A 14,260-nucleotide genomic window follows, 5' to 3' on the forward strand; every position below is an offset into this window, starting at 1 on the left:
TCACCGACCGGGGCCGTGTTGTCCCGTCACCACCCATCGGCCAAGATCGAGGCGTGACGCCTGCGCCACTGCGACTCCCCGCCCTGCTGCTCATCGGGCTCCTCCTCGCGCCCGCGCTCGTCTCCCCCGCGGCCGCAGAGGCTCCGCTGGACATCTCCGGCCCCGTCACCGACCGGGCGGGGGTCCTCTCCCAGGGTGAGACGTCGCGCGTGGAGTCCGCGCTCGACGACTTCTACACCGACACCCGACGCCAGCTCTTCGTCGTCTACGTCGACAGCTTCGACGGCATGAGCGGACAGGAGTGGGCCGAGGCGACCGCTGAGGAGTCCGCCATCGGCTCGGCTGACGTCCTGCTCGCCGTCGCGGTCCGCGAGCGTGCCTACGGGTACAGTGCGCCGGCCGAGGGCTTCAGCGACGACGACCTCGCGACGGTCGACCGCGAGTTCATCCTGCCCGCCCTGCGCCGAAGCGCCTGGGACGACGCGGCCGTCGCAGCTGCGGAGGGGTTCACCGAGGCCAGCGAGGGCACCGACGTGCCCTGGGGCCTCGTCGCCCTCGGCACCGCCGCGGTGCTCGGAGCGGGTGGCTACGCCGTCTACCGCTCACGCCGCCGCTACGACCACACCCACCACGTCGTCGACGAGCACGGCAACCCCGTCGACCCGGCAGCCATCCTCACCGACGCCGAGCTGGAGCAGAACGCCGCCGCCGCCCTCATCGCCATCGACGACGCCCTGCACACCTCCGAGCAGGAGATCGGGTTCGCCGAGGCACAGTTCGGCACCGAGGCCACGCGGAAGTTCCGCGCTGCGTTGGAGGAGGGTCGCGCGACGGTGCGCGAGGCCTTCACCCTGCGCCAGCAGCTGGACGACGCCGAGCCCGAGACCGACCAGGAGCGCCGACACATGGCCTCGCGGATCATCACACTGTGTGAGCAGGTGGACGCCTCCCTCGACGAGCACGTCGAGGCCTTCGACCAGATGCGCGACATCGAGCACCGGGCGCCCGAGGCACTCGACGAGGCCGCCGCACGGCTCGTCGCCGTGCGCGACCGGCTCCCCGTCGCGCGAGAGTCGTGGACGCGCCTGCGGGCGGAGCGCAGCAACACGGCCGTCGCCCCGGTCGCGGGCAGCGTCGAGCAGGCGGAGGCGCTGCTCACCGCGGCCGAGCAGTCCGTGGCCGAGGGTCGACAGGACCTCGCCACCGACACCGACGCCGCTGCGGTCGACATCCGCGCCGCCGAGTCCGCCACGGCACAGGCCGACGCCCTGTTGACGGCCCTGTCAGAGCTGGAGCAGAACCTGCGGTCCGAGGCCACCGCCGCCGATGACCTCGCCGGCCGGGTCGCTGCCCAGGTGCGGGCCGTGCAGACCTTCGTGCAGACCCATCGTGGGGCCGTCGGCAGCGACGCCCGGACCCGGTTGTCGGAGGCGGAACGCCTCGTCGAGTCGGGTCGTTCGGTCCTGGCCACCGACCCGGACGTCGCCACGACCTCGCTGGAACGAGCCGAACGGCTCATCGGCGAGGCGCAGCAGACCGCCGACGCGGACGTCGCGCGCTGGCGTGCCGACCAGCGGCGCACCGACGAGGGACGCGGCTCCTCAGCCGGTCTGGACTCCCTGCTCCTCGGCGGCATCCTCATCGACCGCGACCGTCAACAACGCTCCCCCGGTACACCGAGCGCGTACCGTGGCAGCAGCACAAGACGTCGCTCCGGCAGCACCCACGCCCGCAGGAAGACCCGGCGCGCGCCGAGCAGCTTCGGCGGCACCTCGAAGCGAGCCCGCCGCGGTGGCGGCGGGCGATTCTGACCCTCAGGAGAGAGAGCACCATGGCACAGAAGCAGTCCATCCTCGGCCGCATCGCCCAGCTGACGCGAGCCAACCTCAACTCGATGATCGACCGCGCCGAGGATCCCGAGAAGATGCTCGACCAGCTCGTCCGCGACTACACCGAGAGCATCCGTGAGGCCGAGGAGGCCGTCGCACAGACCATCGGCAACCTGCGCCTGGCCGAGGCCGACCATGCGGAGGACGTCCGCGCCGCCAAGGAGTGGGGCGCCAAGGCCATCGCCGCGTCCCAGAAGGCCGACGCGATGCGTACCGCCGATCGGGCCGACGAGGCCGACAGGTTCGACCAGCTCGCCAAGGTGGCCATCGGCAAGCAGATCGGGTTCGAGAACGAGGCCAAGACCGCGGCACCCTCCATCGCCTCCCAGGGCGAGACGGTCGAGAAGCTCAAGACCGGGCTCGTGCAGATGCGCGGCCGTCTGGAGGAGCTCTACACCAAGCGCGACCAGCTCGTCGCCCGCCAGAAGACCGCCGACGCGCAGGCCAAGGTGCAGGACGCCGTCAAGTCCATCAACGTCATGGATCCCACCAGCGAGCTCTCCCGCTTCGAGGAGAGGGTGCGACGCCAGGAGGCGCTCGTCGCCGGTCAGGCCGAGCTGGCCAACGACAGCCTCGAGTCCCAGTTCGACGAGCTGGAGGCCGACTCGACGCAGCTGGAGATCGATGCCCGTCTGGCCGAGCTGAAGGGCCAGCTGGGCACCGGGACCGAGCCCTCGTCGTTGGAGTCGGCGCCCGAGGAGCAGCCCCAGTCCGACCAGACGCCTTCCAGCTGAGTCCCCGGCCTGCAAGGATGACGCCATGAAGCTCAACGACTCCCACTCCTACGGCGACGCCGACGTCGAGTCCGTCTACGGACTCATCACCAGCGAGGACTTCCGCAAGGAGTCCGCCGAGGACGTCGGTGCCACCGACGTCGACGTCACCGTGGAGGCCTCCGGCGACGGCCACACCGTCACGATCGTGCGCACCCAGCCGGCCGACATGCCCGACTTCGTCAAGAAGCTCACGGGCGACACCGTCAAGGTCAAGCAGACCGAGAAGTGGGGCGGGCCGGAGTCCGACGGCAGGCGCCGCGCCGACGTCAAGGTGAGCATCATCGGTCAGCCTGCGGAGATGGTCGGCAAGACCGAGCTCTTCTCCACCAAGAGCGGCACCGAGTTCACGCTGGACGGCGACGTCAAGGTGAGCATCCCGTTCATCGGCAAGAAGGTCGAGCCCGAGGTCGCCAAGGCGATCAAGGCCTCGCTCAGGCACGAGGTCGAGCTGGGCATGACTCGCCTCTGATGGGGTCAGGAGACGGCGGCGATCACGTCGCCGATCTCCTGCGTCGCGTACCAGGCGAGGTCGCCGCTGCCGTCGGCGTCGACGTGAAAGGCGTGGACGACGTCGAGGGTCAAGGCGTCGTCCTCACCCACCTCCGCCACCACGACCACCGGACCGCGCTCGGCTGCCGCGAGCAGTGCCTCGTGCTCGTGCGCCTCGTCCTCGCTCTCGGCAGCGATTCGCTCGCCCGTCAGTGCAGCGCCCTCTCGCAGAGCGCGCACCAGCTCGGCGTCGGCCGCCACCCACACCCTCATGAGCGCCCCGGGCGGGACCGGCCCCGCGGCGCCCGACCACGGCGCGTTCCGACCGTCTCGACCAGCTCCTCCAGAGCGTCCTCGATGCACTGCGCGAGGACGTCGATGTCGTTCACCGCGTCCCGGTCGGCGACGATGCCGAAGAACACGCGGCCGTGGTACGACGTCACGCCCACGGACAACGCCCGGTGGTTGGACAGCGGCAGGCACGGGTAGACCTCGGCCACCTGCTTGCCGGCCATGAAGACGGGGTCCTGGGGGCCGGGGACGTTGGTGATGACGAGGTGGTGGCCCCGGCCGCTCTCGGCCGCCGCCACCCGCGCGCCGACCGCGTGGAAGGTCGATGTCGCGAACCCAGGGAGCGAGGCCAGCTGGTTGGCGGCAACGGCCGAGCCCGTCTCGCGGTGGTCCTTCAGGGCGTAGGAGACCTGGTGCAGCCGCACGACGGGGTTGGACTCCCCGACGGGCAACGACAACAGGTGACCGCGGACCTTGGAGCCCAGCGACGTCGGCAGGCCGTCGTCGGCCACCACGGACATCGGCACCATCGCCCGGAAGCTCGTCTTGGCCGTCACGGGCTCCGCCCGGGTCAGCATCCAGCCCCGGATCCCCCCGGCGATGACGGCCAGGATGACGTCGTTGACCGTCCCCCCGTGCTCCTCCCGGACGCGGCGAAAGGACTCCAGGTCGGTGTCGAGCGTCGAGAAGCGCCGGTGCCGCGACGGTGCGGCCGTCAGCACGCCGCGCGGCGGTGGCTGGCTGGAGCCCAGCAGGGGAAGGCGCCGGGCAGCACGGCCGAGGTTGTGCTCCGTGATCTGCAGGGCCTCTCGCGGGTGCCGGACGTTGCGGTCGACGCCGGCACGCACCAGACCGAGCCCGCGGGGGTGAGGTCGGGGGGTCCACTCCTGGTGCGGGATGTCACGGACGCTGTCGGTCTCCTCCAGCAGGACCTGGGCGAGGTCGATCGTCTCCGAGCCGTCCACGAGCGCCTGGTGGGCCTTGAACAGCAGCGCCAGGCGACCGTCCTCCAGCCCTTCGACGAGGTAGAGCTCCCACAGCGGCCTGGAGAGGTCCAGCCGGCGCGCGACGAGCCGACCCACCAGCTCGTGGAGAGCCTCCCGCGTCCCCGGACGAGGCAGCGTCGAGCGCCGCACGTGCATCGAGATGTCGAAGTCCTCGGCGTCGACCCAGATCGGCGTGCTGAGCGCGCCCGGCACCTTGCGCGGGATCTGCCGGTACCGCGGCACGATGTCCAGCCGCTCGCTGATGACCTCGATCAGACGGTCGTGGTCCAGCGGCGTGGGCCCGGGCTCGAGGATGGCCAGGGAGGCGATCTGCCGTGGCGTCGTCGGCGTGTCCCGGTTCAGGAACATCGCGTCCAAGGGGCTGAGGCGTTGCATCGGTCTCCTCCAGGAGGTCGCGCGGACCGGGGCACCGGTCAAGCGAGTCAGGTGACCTCCCTATCAGCGCGATCTCCAAGGTCGGCACTGAACCTACCATCGAGTACCGGGCGTCAACGTGCGACGGCGCGGGGCGCGAGAGGGGATGTCAGCGTCGCGTCTGCCAGTCGGGCGAGGGCCGTCACGAACGGGGACGACGGGGCCACGACGTGCGGGAGCTGACCGGCCATCGTCGCGGCATCGAGGGCCGGGACGTCGGCCGGGACGAGGGCGACCGGCGCTGTCTCGCCGAGTCTCTGCACCGTCTCGACCAGCTCGCGCTGGTCCCACCCCAGGGTCGGCCGCGTCTGGTTCAGCACCACGCGCGGCGAGGTGTCGACGACGGAGCGCAGGTCGTGCAGCCCGCGGACGAGACGGGCGATGCCGACCGGGTCCGCTCGACCGACCGCCACCACGACGTCGGCCACCTCCAGGACCTGGAGGGTGGCCTGGTTGCGGCCGGGGCCCGTCGCGTCCTGCTGCTCGAGGCAGAAGCCGCAGTCCACGACGACGTCACGGTGTCCTCGGCGCAGCTCCTGGAGCACCCGCTCGAGACCGGCGGGCCGCAGTGCCCTCCACATGTCGGCACGTGGCAGTCCGGTCAGCAGGTGAAGGTTCTCGGCGACCGCGACGACGTGGTCGGCGGCGACGTCCGTGCTGCCGCGGTTGGCCTCGCGGCAGGCCGCCATGAGGCCGGAGACGTCATCGAGCAGTCCGACGAGCTGCGCCTGGGATCCACCGTAGGTGTCGGCATCGACGAGCACCGTCGACCGACCGCGGTGGGCCAGCTCCGCGGCCAGCGCGAGCGCCACCGTGCTGCGACCCGGTGCTCCCTGGGGCCCCCAGACCGCGACCACCCTGCCGTCGGGCCCCGCACTCGCTGGCTCCGCCGGCGGGCTGGCGGGCCGGTCGACCGTCGCCGAGACGACCGCTGCCTCGACCTCCCCCGGGCGGGAGTGCAGCACGACGCCGAGGGCGTCGGCGCGTGCTGACGGGCCGAGGCCGACGACCTGCACGCCGCGACGTCCCAGGGCGGTGATGGTCTCCACGTCCAGCCCGGGCAGCTCGACGTCCACCACGGCCACGTCCGCCGAGGCGCCGGCGACGGCGAGAAGCTCCGCGACGTCCATGCACCGGCGGGCCAGCAGGAGCGACGGCGCCGCCTCCAGCTCGCGCACCACCTGCGTCTCCCACGCTGCTCCGCCGGCGGCCAGTGCCACGGACCGTGGGGTCGAGCCGGTCACGAGCGCCGCACCAGCGTGACGTGGCCCGCCGACACCCGGCCGACCAGGTCTCCGGCCAGCTCGGCGGGGGCGACGTCCACCAGCACCGTCCTGGACCCAGCGCCACCCTCGAGCCCGGACCCACCGCCCGTGGAGACGACCGGCACCGCCTCCAGCACGAGCGTTGCCGCTTGGGCCGGGTCCTCACCGGGCGCAGGCCCCACCCAGACGTCGACGAGCTCACCGCGGCGCAGGTCCTGGGGCGCCGCGCCCGTGGCCACCGCCAGCGGCAGCTCTGTGGACGCGGCCCCGTCCGCCGGTGCCAGGGCGTCGCGCGCGAGCAGGGTGCCGGCGCCGACGTCCCGCGACCAGGCCAGCTCCTTGAGCGCCGCCGGCAGCTCGTCGTCGACCCGCAGGGCGCCGTCGGCCGCCGGGGCGTCGAGCAACGCCTTGGACTCGACGAGCTGGCCCGTCCGGACCGGGTCCCCGGCCACGACGTCCTCGCCGACCGTCCAGTAGCCCACTCGGTCGTCACTCTGTGCCACCACCCACGTGCCAAGGGCTGCCGCCCCAAGCACGAGCAGGCCACCCAGCAACAGCCGTGGGTCCGTCCACGACCGGTGCCGCAATCGATTCGTCCGTCCTCGCTCGCGAGGCCCCCGCCACGTCGTCATCCCCCGTTTCTACTCAGCCAGAGCCTCGCCGTCCACCCCTGCTCCGGTTGTCCACAGCAATCTGGACGGGCTGCCGAGGTCTCGGGCGTCCCCATGGGAAACTGGGTGCATGGCTGTCGAGCAACGCTTCTACACGCTCGCCGACGTGGCCGAGGTCCTCAACGTCACGGTGCGGCAGGTCTATGCGCTCGTCCGCTCTGGCGAGCTGCGCGGCATCCAGGTGGGGGGCCGCCATCAGTGGCGGGTCGAGCACGACGAGCTGGAGGCCTACATCCAGCGTCAGTACGCCAAGGCCGAGGACGCGCTCGCGGACTCCGAGGCACCCGCGGACGACGACGTCAACGCCTGAACGAGAGCACGGCCAGGCCGGCGAACGGCACGACGGGCCGGCGTCCGCCCGCGGTCGCCAGACGGACGAAGTCCCGGCCGACGACGTCCACCACTCCTTCGAGGACTGCACCGTCGCGGCGGGCCACCCGCACCTCGTCACCGTCCTCACGGACCCGTCGCAACAGCTGAGGCCAGCCGAGTCGCGCGCTCACCCGGCCGGATGGATCGGCTCGACGATCCGCCGTCACCACGGTCAAGACGGCATCCGCCGCCACGACGTGGTCGATCGCGACCGAGGCCAGGTGCACGACCACGTCGTTGACCAGCTCGGCACTGCCGGCCACCCGTCCGACTCCCTGGACCTCGAGCTCGACCGCACCTCCGACGAGCGAACGCCAAGGCGTCTGGGACCACTCCTCGTCCCGCAGCTCCTCGACGAGCGCATCACGCTCGCCGAGGGCCATGTCCTCGGCCTGTCCCTCGAGCTCGGCGAACAACCGGTCCCAGCGCACGGCGCGAGCCTAGGCCACATCTGTGGACGAAGGATTGACCAACGATGACGAACGGACTTCAATGTTGTCAAACGACATCAAACGTCATCATCGGGGGTCGTCATGCTCAGCAGCACCGGTCGGGTCGTCGCCGTGGTCGCCACACTCCTCACCGCGTGGACCGTTCCGCGGGCACCCGACTCCGCAGCGGCACTCGGCGGGCGAGACCTGCCTGCCGCCCTCGCCGGCGTCCTCGAGCTCGGGCTCCTCGCGCTGGCCGGCTGGACGCTGCTCACGCTCCTGCTCGCGAGCACCCGGGGAGCCCCCGCTCGTCTCGGGCGACGCCTCGTGCCTGCCGCTGTCCGCGCCGCCCTGTTCACCGGCGCCGTGGCGGCCACGGCCTCGGCAGCACAGGCCGGCGAGAGTCCATGGCCGGTGGACGGGCTCCGCCTTCCCGAGCGAGCCGTGGTGGCGCAGTCGGACCCCACGCCCTCGACCACACCGACCGTCCGGCAGGACGAGGCGATCACGGTGCAGGACGGGGACACCCTGTGGGGCCTGGCTACCGCCAGGCTCTCCAGCAACGCAGGGGATGACGCTGTCGCGAGCCTCGTGCGACGGATCCACCAGGCCAACCGCGCTCGCATCGGGCCGGACCCCGACATCATCCACCCGGGTCAACGCCTGGTCGTGCCCACCTCCACGAGCACACAGGACGACCGATGAGGACCGCGGTCGCGCTGTCGCCCCGCCCCCGTCCGCAGTTCGAGCTGCCCCTCGCCGACGCGCCAGGCCAGGCGCCGCTGCCCTTCCCGGGCATGCAGGCGGTGCTCCCGGTCTCCGTCGACCGTTCCGACACCGAGCTGGCAGGTCGCGCCATGCGTCAGCCGGTGGCTCGCTTCATGCAGGCCCTCACCGAGGTCCTGTCCGGGGAGCGGCCGGTCCGCCAGATGGCTGCCTGGATGACGCCGACCGTGCACGCCTCGCTGTCCTCACGCCTGGTGGCTCGGGCCCGGGCACCGCGCCGTGGTGGAACCAGCGCGGCGCGGCTCGTCTCCGTGCACGTGGCGATGGTGAACGACGAGGCCATGGAGGTGGCCGGACGCATGGTCCACCGCGGACGGTCCAGGGCGGTCGCGGTCCGCCTGGAGCTGCTCGTCAACCACCGCGGGCGCACGCACTGGACGTGCACGGCCCTGGAGTGGGCCTGAGCCCCTCTCTGCCGGGCTCGGATCAGCGGTTGCGCTTGCGTGACTGACGCTGCGCCTTCGCCTTCTGGCGCGCCTTGGACTTGCTGTTGGTCTGGCGCTGGCGCTCGTTCTCCTCCGGCTCCTCGTCCTCTCGCCTCACCTCGGCGTCGCCGGACTCGCTCGGCGCGGAGTAGGCGAGCTTCTGCTCCTTGCGGGCCTCGAGCCCCTTGGCCCTGAGCTGCGGTTCCTCGGACTCCTCGGACTCGTCGGACCCCTCGGACTCGCTGCTGCGCGGCTCGACCTGGACGTCGAGATTGAACAGGAAGCCCACCGACTCCTCCGCGATGCCGTCCATCATCGCCGTGAAGAGGTCGTAGCCCTCGCGCTGGTACTCCACGAGCGGGTCGCGCTGGGAGTACGCCCGCAGGCCGATGCCCTCGCGCAGGTAGTCCATCTCGTAGAGGTGCTCGCGCCACTTGCGATCAAGCACGCTCAGGAGCACCTTGCGCTCCAGCTCGCGCATGACCGGCGCACCGAGGTCCGCCTCGCGTCGGTCGTAGGCCGCCAGAGCGTCCTCGACGACCATCTCGGTGAGCTTCGCCCGGGTGAGGCCCTCGCGGCTGCCCACCTCGGCATCGACGGCCTCGATGGTCAGGGAGGTCGGGTAGAGGGTGCCGAGCGCCGTCCACAGCTTGTCGAGGTCCCACGTCTCGGAGAACCCCTCGGTGGCGCCGACGACGTAGGCCGCCGCGGTCTCGGAGACCATGGAGCGCACCCAGTCCTGCAGGTTCTCACCCTCCAGCACCCGGCGTCGCTCGGCATAGATGACCTCGCGCTGACGGCTCATCACGTCGTCGTACTTGAGGATGTTCTTGCGGCTCTCGAAGTTCTGTGACTCGACCTGACTCTGCGCCGAGGCGATCGCACCGGTGACCCGCTTGTTCTCGATCGGGACGTCGTCGGGGATCTTCATCGACTGGAGCACCCAGTTGACCCAGTCCGCCTTGAACAGGCGCATGAGGTCGTCCTCGAGCGAGAGGTAGAAGCGGGTCTCGCCCGGGTCACCCTGTCGGCCGGAGCGGCCTCGCAGCTGGTTGTCGATGCGTCGCGACTCGTGCCGCTCCGTGCCGATCACGGCAAGTCCGCCGACGGCGGAGACCTCGTCGTGCTCGGCCTTGACCTGGGCCTCCATCTGCTTCAGCGTGTCGCCCCAGGCAGCCTCGTACTCCTCGGAGTCCTCCAGCGGGTCGAGACCGCGCTTGCGCAGCGCCTGGTCCGCCAAGAACTCCACGTTGCCTCCGAGCATGATGTCGGTTCCTCGACCGGCCATGTTCGTGGCCACCGTGACCGCGCCCTTGTGACCGGCCATCGCCACGATCGACGCCTCACGATCGTGCTGCTTGGCATTGAGGACCTCGTGCGGGACCTTGCGCTTGCGCAGGTGCGTGGCGAGCCGCTCGCTCTTCTCCACGCTGGTCGTGCCGACGAGGATGGGCTGGCCGACCGCGTGCCGCTCGACGATGTCCTCCACGACGGCGTTGAACTTGGCCTCCTCGGTGCGGTAGACGAGGTCGGGCTGGTCGGCGCGGGCCACGGGCTTGTTCGTCGGGATGGGGACGACGCCGAGCTGGTAGATCTTGTCGAACTCGCTCGCCTCGGTCATGGCCGTGCCGGTCATGCCGCCGAGCTTGTCGTAGAGCCGGAAGTAGTTCTGCAGCGTGATCGTGGCAAGCGTCTGGTACTCCTCGCGGATGCGCACGCCCTCCTTGGCCTCGATGGCCTGGTGCAGGCCCTCGTTGTAGCGGCGCCCGTCCAGGATGCGGCCGGTGTGCTCGTCGACGATGATCACGTTGCCGTCGATGACGACGTAGTCCTTGTCGTTGCGGAAGAGCTCCTTGGCCTTGATGGCGTTGTTCAGGAAGCTGATCAGCGGGGTGTTCACGGCGTCGTAGAGGTTGTCGATCCCGAGTGCGTCCTCGACTTTGTCGATGCCGGACTCGCCGACGGCGATCGTGCGCTTCTTCTCGTCGACCTCGTAGTCCTGATCGATCGTCATGGCACCGACGATCCGCGCGAACTCCCCGTACCACTTGACCTCGTCCTCGGTCGGCCCGGAGATGATCAGGGGGGTCCGCGCCTCGTCGATGAGGATGGAGTCCACCTCGTCGACGATGGCGAAGTTGTGGCCGCGCTGGACGCAGCTCGCCAGGTCGTCGGTCATGTTGTCGCGCAGGTAGTCGAAGCCGAACTCGTTGTTCGTGCCGTAGGTGATGTCGCACTCGTAGGCCTCGCGACGCTCAGCGGGCCGCATGCTCGGAAGCACCATCCCGACGCTGAGGCCGAGGAACGTGTAGACGCGCCCCATCCACTCCGCGTGGTAGCGCGCGAGGTAGTCGTTGACCGTCACGACGTGCACGCCCTTGTCAGCCAACGCGTTGAGGTAGCAGGGAAGGGTGGCGACGAGCGTCTTGCCCTCGCCGGTCTTCATCTCGGCGATGTTGCCCAGGTGCAGCGCCGCTCCGCCCTGGATCTGGACGTCGAAGTGACGCTGGCCGAGCACCCGGCTGGCGGCCTCGCGCACCGTGGCGAACGCCTCCGGCATGAGGTCGTCGAGGGACTCTCCCGCCTCCAGGCGATCCCTGAACTCCTGGGTCATGCCCTGGAGCTCCTCGTCGCTCAACGCGGAGAACTCGTCCTCGAGTGCATTGACCTGCTTGGCGATGGCCTGCAGCTGGCGAAGGATCTTTCCCTCACCGGCGCGCAGGATCTTGTCGATGACCTTGGGCACTGAAAGGTACTCCTCATGGAAGTCGGGGCACCCCGAGTCTAGGACCTCCGGCCTGATCAGCCGAAGGCAGCGCCCAAGGGTCCGGCGAGCGACCCCCTCGGCTCCACCGCGACGTCGTCCAGGCCCAGCCAGTCGGCCATGGTCCGCAGCTCCGCCGCCAGCTCCGCAGCAGTGTGTGGTGGGGCACCGGGCTCGGCCCAGGCGCCCTTGACGCGCAGCACCCCGGCGGCTCGGTCAGCCTTGAGGTCGACCCTGGCGACGAGGTCGTCGCCGAGCAGGAACGGCAGCACGTAGTAGCCGAACTCGCGCCGCTCCTGCGGCACGTAGATCTCGATGCGGTACCGGAAGCCGAACAGCTGCTCGGTGCGGGTGCGCTCGAAGACGAGCGGGTCGAAGGGGCTCAGCAGGGCACGCGCCGCGACCCGACGCGGCCGGGCCGCCTCGCGGTGGAGGTAGGCGGGCCGGTCCCAGCCGGCCACCTGCGCCGGCACGAGCACCCCGTCCTCCACCAGCTCGGCGACCGCCCGCTGCGTGGGCATCGGCGCGGTCCGGAAGTAGTCCCGCAGGCACGGCTCGGTCCCGATGCCGTGGGCCCGGGCGGCGTGCTCCACGAGCACCCGGTGAGCCTCGTCCGAGCCCAGCGCCGGGCGGGCCAGCACCGCGGCGGGAATGACTCTCTCCGGCACGTCGTACATCCGCTCGAACTGGGCGTTGCGCCGGGCCGAGGTCACCTCGCCGACGAAGAACAGGTACTCCAGCGCCTGCTTGGTCAGGGACCAGTTCCACCCCCAGTGCGTACGGTCCCGCTCGCCGGCCAGTCCCACGGCCGCGTCGACCTCGCGAGCCGACATCGGACCAGCGGACCGCACGACCTCCCGCACCGCCGCGACGAGGTCGGGGTGCTCCTGGGCGACCTGTCGGGGCCCACCCCACATGCCGTGCCGCTCGATCATCCGGTGCTGCAGCGCCGGCCACAGGTCGACGTCGACGAACGTCGCGACATGAGCCCAGTACTCGAACATCGCCCGCGGAGCCCGGCCGGCCGCACGGTGGAACACGTCGAGGTCGTAGGGCCCCATGCGTGAGTAGAGCGGCATGAGGTGCGCCCGCTGGAGCACGTTGACGGAGTCGATCTGGAAGAAGCCCAGACGGCGCAGGGTCCGGCGCAGGTGCGCGCCCGTCACGGGCCCGGACGGGCGGGGCCGGGTGAAGCCCTGGGCCGCGAGCGCGACGCGGCGCGCCTGCAGCGGTGTCAGCCGCACCGGCACCTCAGAGCGAATCGTCGAGCAGGTTGGAGCGCACCGCGTACATCGCGGCCTCCATGCGCGACTTCATCTGCAGCTTCTCCAGCATGTTGCGGATGTGGTTCTTGACGGTGTTCTCGCTGATGAACAGCTCCTCGGCGATCTGCCGGTTGCTGTAGCCCCGGGCCACCAGTCGCAGCACCTGCAGCTCGCGGGCCGTCAGCTGGCCGGTCAGCTCAGCAGGGCTGCGCGACATCTGCACGAACTCCTCCAGCAGCTTGGTCGCCATGCTCGGGCTGATGAGGGACTGGCCGGCAGCCACGAGCCGGACCGCCTCAGCCACCTGGTCGTACGTCGAGCCGTCCTTGAGCAGGTAGCCAGATGCTCCGCTCTTGATCGAGTCGTAGAGGTCGCGCTCCTCATCGCTCGCCGTCAGCATGATGATCCCGGTGGAGGGCGAGATCGACTTGATCGTCGCGCACACCTCGACGCCGCTGCGACCGGGCATGCGGACATCGAGCAGCACCACGTCGGGCGGGGTCTCCTCGACAGCCGCGATGGCCTTGTCGCCGTCGTCGACCTCGACGAGGTCGAGCGTCTCGTCCGCGCTGAGCACCATCGAGACCCCCCGACGGAACAGCTCCTGGTCATCGACCAGGAGGACACGGATATGGGGTTCCCGAGACGTCACTCACTCATCGTAGACGCGTCGACCGCCCCCCGTCAGCCCCCAGCCGCCCGGCGAGCTCCCCCGAGGGCACAGCGCCCCCGGGCTCGCCCGCCGTGCATCACTGCGAGACGTCGAGGTGGATGACCCCGTAGTCGTACCCCTTGCGCAGGTAGACGACGCTCGGACGCATCGAGTCCTTCTCCAGGAACAGGTAGAAGTCGTGCCCCACCAGCTCCATCTCGTAGAGCGCCTGCTCCAGGGTCATCGGGGAGGCCTCGTGCGTCTTCTCCCGGACGACGATGGGCCCGTCGCCCTGCACCCGGATGCCGGCGACGTCGTGGGTCAGGGTGTCCTCGGTCTCCGGGTCCGGGTTGACGAGCTCGGGCGGCACGTCCGCCGTGACCTCAGCCAGCGATGCCGGTCGGTGCTGTCCCATGCTGATGCGGCGGCGGTCGGCGGAACGACGCAGCCGCGACTCGAGCTTGTCGATCGCGGCGTCCAGGGCCGAGTGCTGGTCGGTGGAAGCTGCCTCGGCACGGATGACGGGGCCACGGGACCGCACCGTCATCTCGACGCGAGCGGCCTTGTCGTGCTGGCGCGGGTTGGGCTCATGGGTGACCTCGACCTCGACCCTCAGGATCTTCTGGCGCTGGTCGTACTTCTCGATCCGGTGGAGCTTCTCCTCGACGTGCGTCCGGAACCGCTCGGAGATCTCGCTCTTGCGGCCGTTGACGACGATTTCCATGGGGGCCTCCTGCGCTCGATGCTGAATGGATCACATGTC

The 14,260-nt window shown here is 70.6% G+C and carries 15 protein-coding genes; 6 read left to right on the forward strand and 9 right to left on the reverse strand.

What is annotated here, in order from left to right; genetic code table 11:
• The first annotated feature begins 53 nt into the window (after positions 1 to 53).
• The 3 genes from ACHAAC_RS12055 to ACHAAC_RS12065 are packed head-to-tail and all read left to right on the forward strand — an operon-like array spanning position 54 to position 3,134.
• Positions 54 to 1,811, forward strand: a complete 1,758-nt coding sequence (locus ACHAAC_RS12055; protein ID WP_435716485.1) for a TPM domain-containing protein — start codon at positions 54 to 56, stop codon at positions 1,809 to 1,811.
• Between the two features lie 20 nt (positions 1,812 to 1,831).
• Positions 1,832 to 2,623 (forward strand): PspA/IM30 family protein, encoded by a 792-nt coding sequence (locus ACHAAC_RS12060; protein WP_435716486.1) that lies wholly within the window; start codon positions 1,832 to 1,834, stop codon positions 2,621 to 2,623.
• 25 nt (positions 2,624 to 2,648) lie between these two features.
• Positions 2,649 to 3,134 carry a DUF2505 domain-containing protein gene (locus ACHAAC_RS12065; RefSeq protein ID WP_435716487.1) on the forward strand — a complete coding sequence of 162 codons (486 nt, stop codon included), beginning with the start codon at positions 2,649 to 2,651 and terminating at the stop codon, positions 3,132 to 3,134.
• Between the two features lie 5 nt (positions 3,135 to 3,139).
• On the opposite strand, the gene ACHAAC_RS12070 is transcribed toward ACHAAC_RS12065, so the two are convergent.
• The 4 genes from ACHAAC_RS12070 to ACHAAC_RS12085 form a co-directional block, all read right to left on the reverse strand.
• Positions 3,140 to 3,427, reverse strand: coding sequence for a hypothetical protein (locus ACHAAC_RS12070; RefSeq protein ID WP_435716488.1), 288 nt, complete (start codon positions 3,425 to 3,427; stop codon positions 3,140 to 3,142).
• Complete coding sequence (locus ACHAAC_RS12075; protein WP_435716489.1) at positions 3,424 to 4,827, reverse strand: wax ester/triacylglycerol synthase family O-acyltransferase; 1,404 nt, start codon at positions 4,825 to 4,827, stop codon at positions 3,424 to 3,426. The genes ACHAAC_RS12070 and ACHAAC_RS12075 overlap by 4 nt, the downstream gene beginning before the upstream one ends.
• 113 nt (positions 4,828 to 4,940) lie before the next feature.
• A complete protein-coding gene (locus ACHAAC_RS12080; protein WP_435716490.1) occupies positions 4,941 to 6,110 on the reverse strand; it encodes an AAA family ATPase in 1,170 nt (389 codons plus the stop codon).
• Positions 6,107 to 6,634 carry a hypothetical protein gene (locus ACHAAC_RS12085; RefSeq protein ID WP_435716491.1) on the reverse strand — a complete coding sequence of 176 codons (528 nt, stop codon included), beginning with the start codon at positions 6,632 to 6,634 and terminating at the stop codon, positions 6,107 to 6,109. The genes ACHAAC_RS12080 and ACHAAC_RS12085 overlap by 4 nt, the downstream gene beginning before the upstream one ends.
• A gap of 238 nt (positions 6,635 to 6,872) precedes the next feature.
• Between ACHAAC_RS12085 and ACHAAC_RS12090 the strand changes: the two genes are divergently transcribed.
• Positions 6,873 to 7,112, forward strand: coding sequence for a helix-turn-helix domain-containing protein (locus ACHAAC_RS12090; protein ID WP_435716492.1), 240 nt, complete (start codon positions 6,873 to 6,875; stop codon positions 7,110 to 7,112).
• On the opposite strand, the gene ACHAAC_RS12095 is transcribed toward ACHAAC_RS12090, so the two are convergent.
• Positions 7,102 to 7,605, reverse strand: coding sequence for a hypothetical protein (locus ACHAAC_RS12095; protein ID WP_435716493.1), 504 nt, complete (start codon positions 7,603 to 7,605; stop codon positions 7,102 to 7,104). The genes ACHAAC_RS12090 and ACHAAC_RS12095 overlap by 11 nt on opposite strands.
• A 102-nt stretch (positions 7,606 to 7,707) precedes the next feature.
• On the opposite strand from ACHAAC_RS12095, the gene ACHAAC_RS12100 reads away from it, so the two are divergent.
• Together ACHAAC_RS12100 and ACHAAC_RS12105 are read left to right on the forward strand one after the other, a co-directional pair.
• Positions 7,708 to 8,310, forward strand: coding sequence for a LysM peptidoglycan-binding domain-containing protein (locus tag ACHAAC_RS12100; protein WP_435716494.1), 603 nt, complete (start codon positions 7,708 to 7,710; stop codon positions 8,308 to 8,310).
• Complete coding sequence (locus ACHAAC_RS12105) at positions 8,307 to 8,795, forward strand: Rv3235 family protein (RefSeq protein ID WP_435716495.1); 489 nt, start codon at positions 8,307 to 8,309, stop codon at positions 8,793 to 8,795. Before ACHAAC_RS12100 ends, ACHAAC_RS12105 begins: the two co-directional genes overlap by 4 nt.
• Before the next feature lie 22 nt (positions 8,796 to 8,817).
• On the opposite strand, the gene secA is transcribed toward ACHAAC_RS12105, so the two are convergent.
• The 4 genes from secA to hpf form a co-directional block, all read right to left on the reverse strand.
• The gene (secA, locus tag ACHAAC_RS12110; protein WP_435716714.1) at positions 8,818 to 11,550 is read right to left on the reverse strand and encodes a preprotein translocase subunit SecA; all 2,733 of its coding nucleotides are present in this window, start codon (positions 11,548 to 11,550) and stop codon (positions 8,818 to 8,820) included.
• Positions 11,551 to 11,618: 68 nt separating this feature from the next.
• Positions 11,619 to 12,830 carry a winged helix-turn-helix domain-containing protein gene (locus tag ACHAAC_RS12115; RefSeq protein WP_435716496.1) on the reverse strand — a complete coding sequence of 404 codons (1,212 nt, stop codon included), beginning with the start codon at positions 12,828 to 12,830 and terminating at the stop codon, positions 11,619 to 11,621.
• Between the two features lies 1 nt (position 12,831).
• Positions 12,832 to 13,497 carry a response regulator gene (locus ACHAAC_RS12120; RefSeq protein ID WP_435716497.1) on the reverse strand — a complete coding sequence of 222 codons (666 nt, stop codon included), beginning with the start codon at positions 13,495 to 13,497 and terminating at the stop codon, positions 12,832 to 12,834.
• Between the two features lie 97 nt (positions 13,498 to 13,594).
• Positions 13,595 to 14,221 (reverse strand): ribosome hibernation-promoting factor, HPF/YfiA family, encoded by a 627-nt coding sequence (gene hpf, locus ACHAAC_RS12125; RefSeq protein WP_435716498.1) that lies wholly within the window; start codon positions 14,219 to 14,221, stop codon positions 13,595 to 13,597.
• Positions 14,222 to 14,260 lie beyond the last annotated feature (39 nt).

The organism is Aeromicrobium sp. CF4.19, from assembly GCF_051262555.1.
GTDB lineage: Bacteria > Actinomycetota > Actinomycetes > Propionibacteriales > Nocardioidaceae > Aeromicrobium.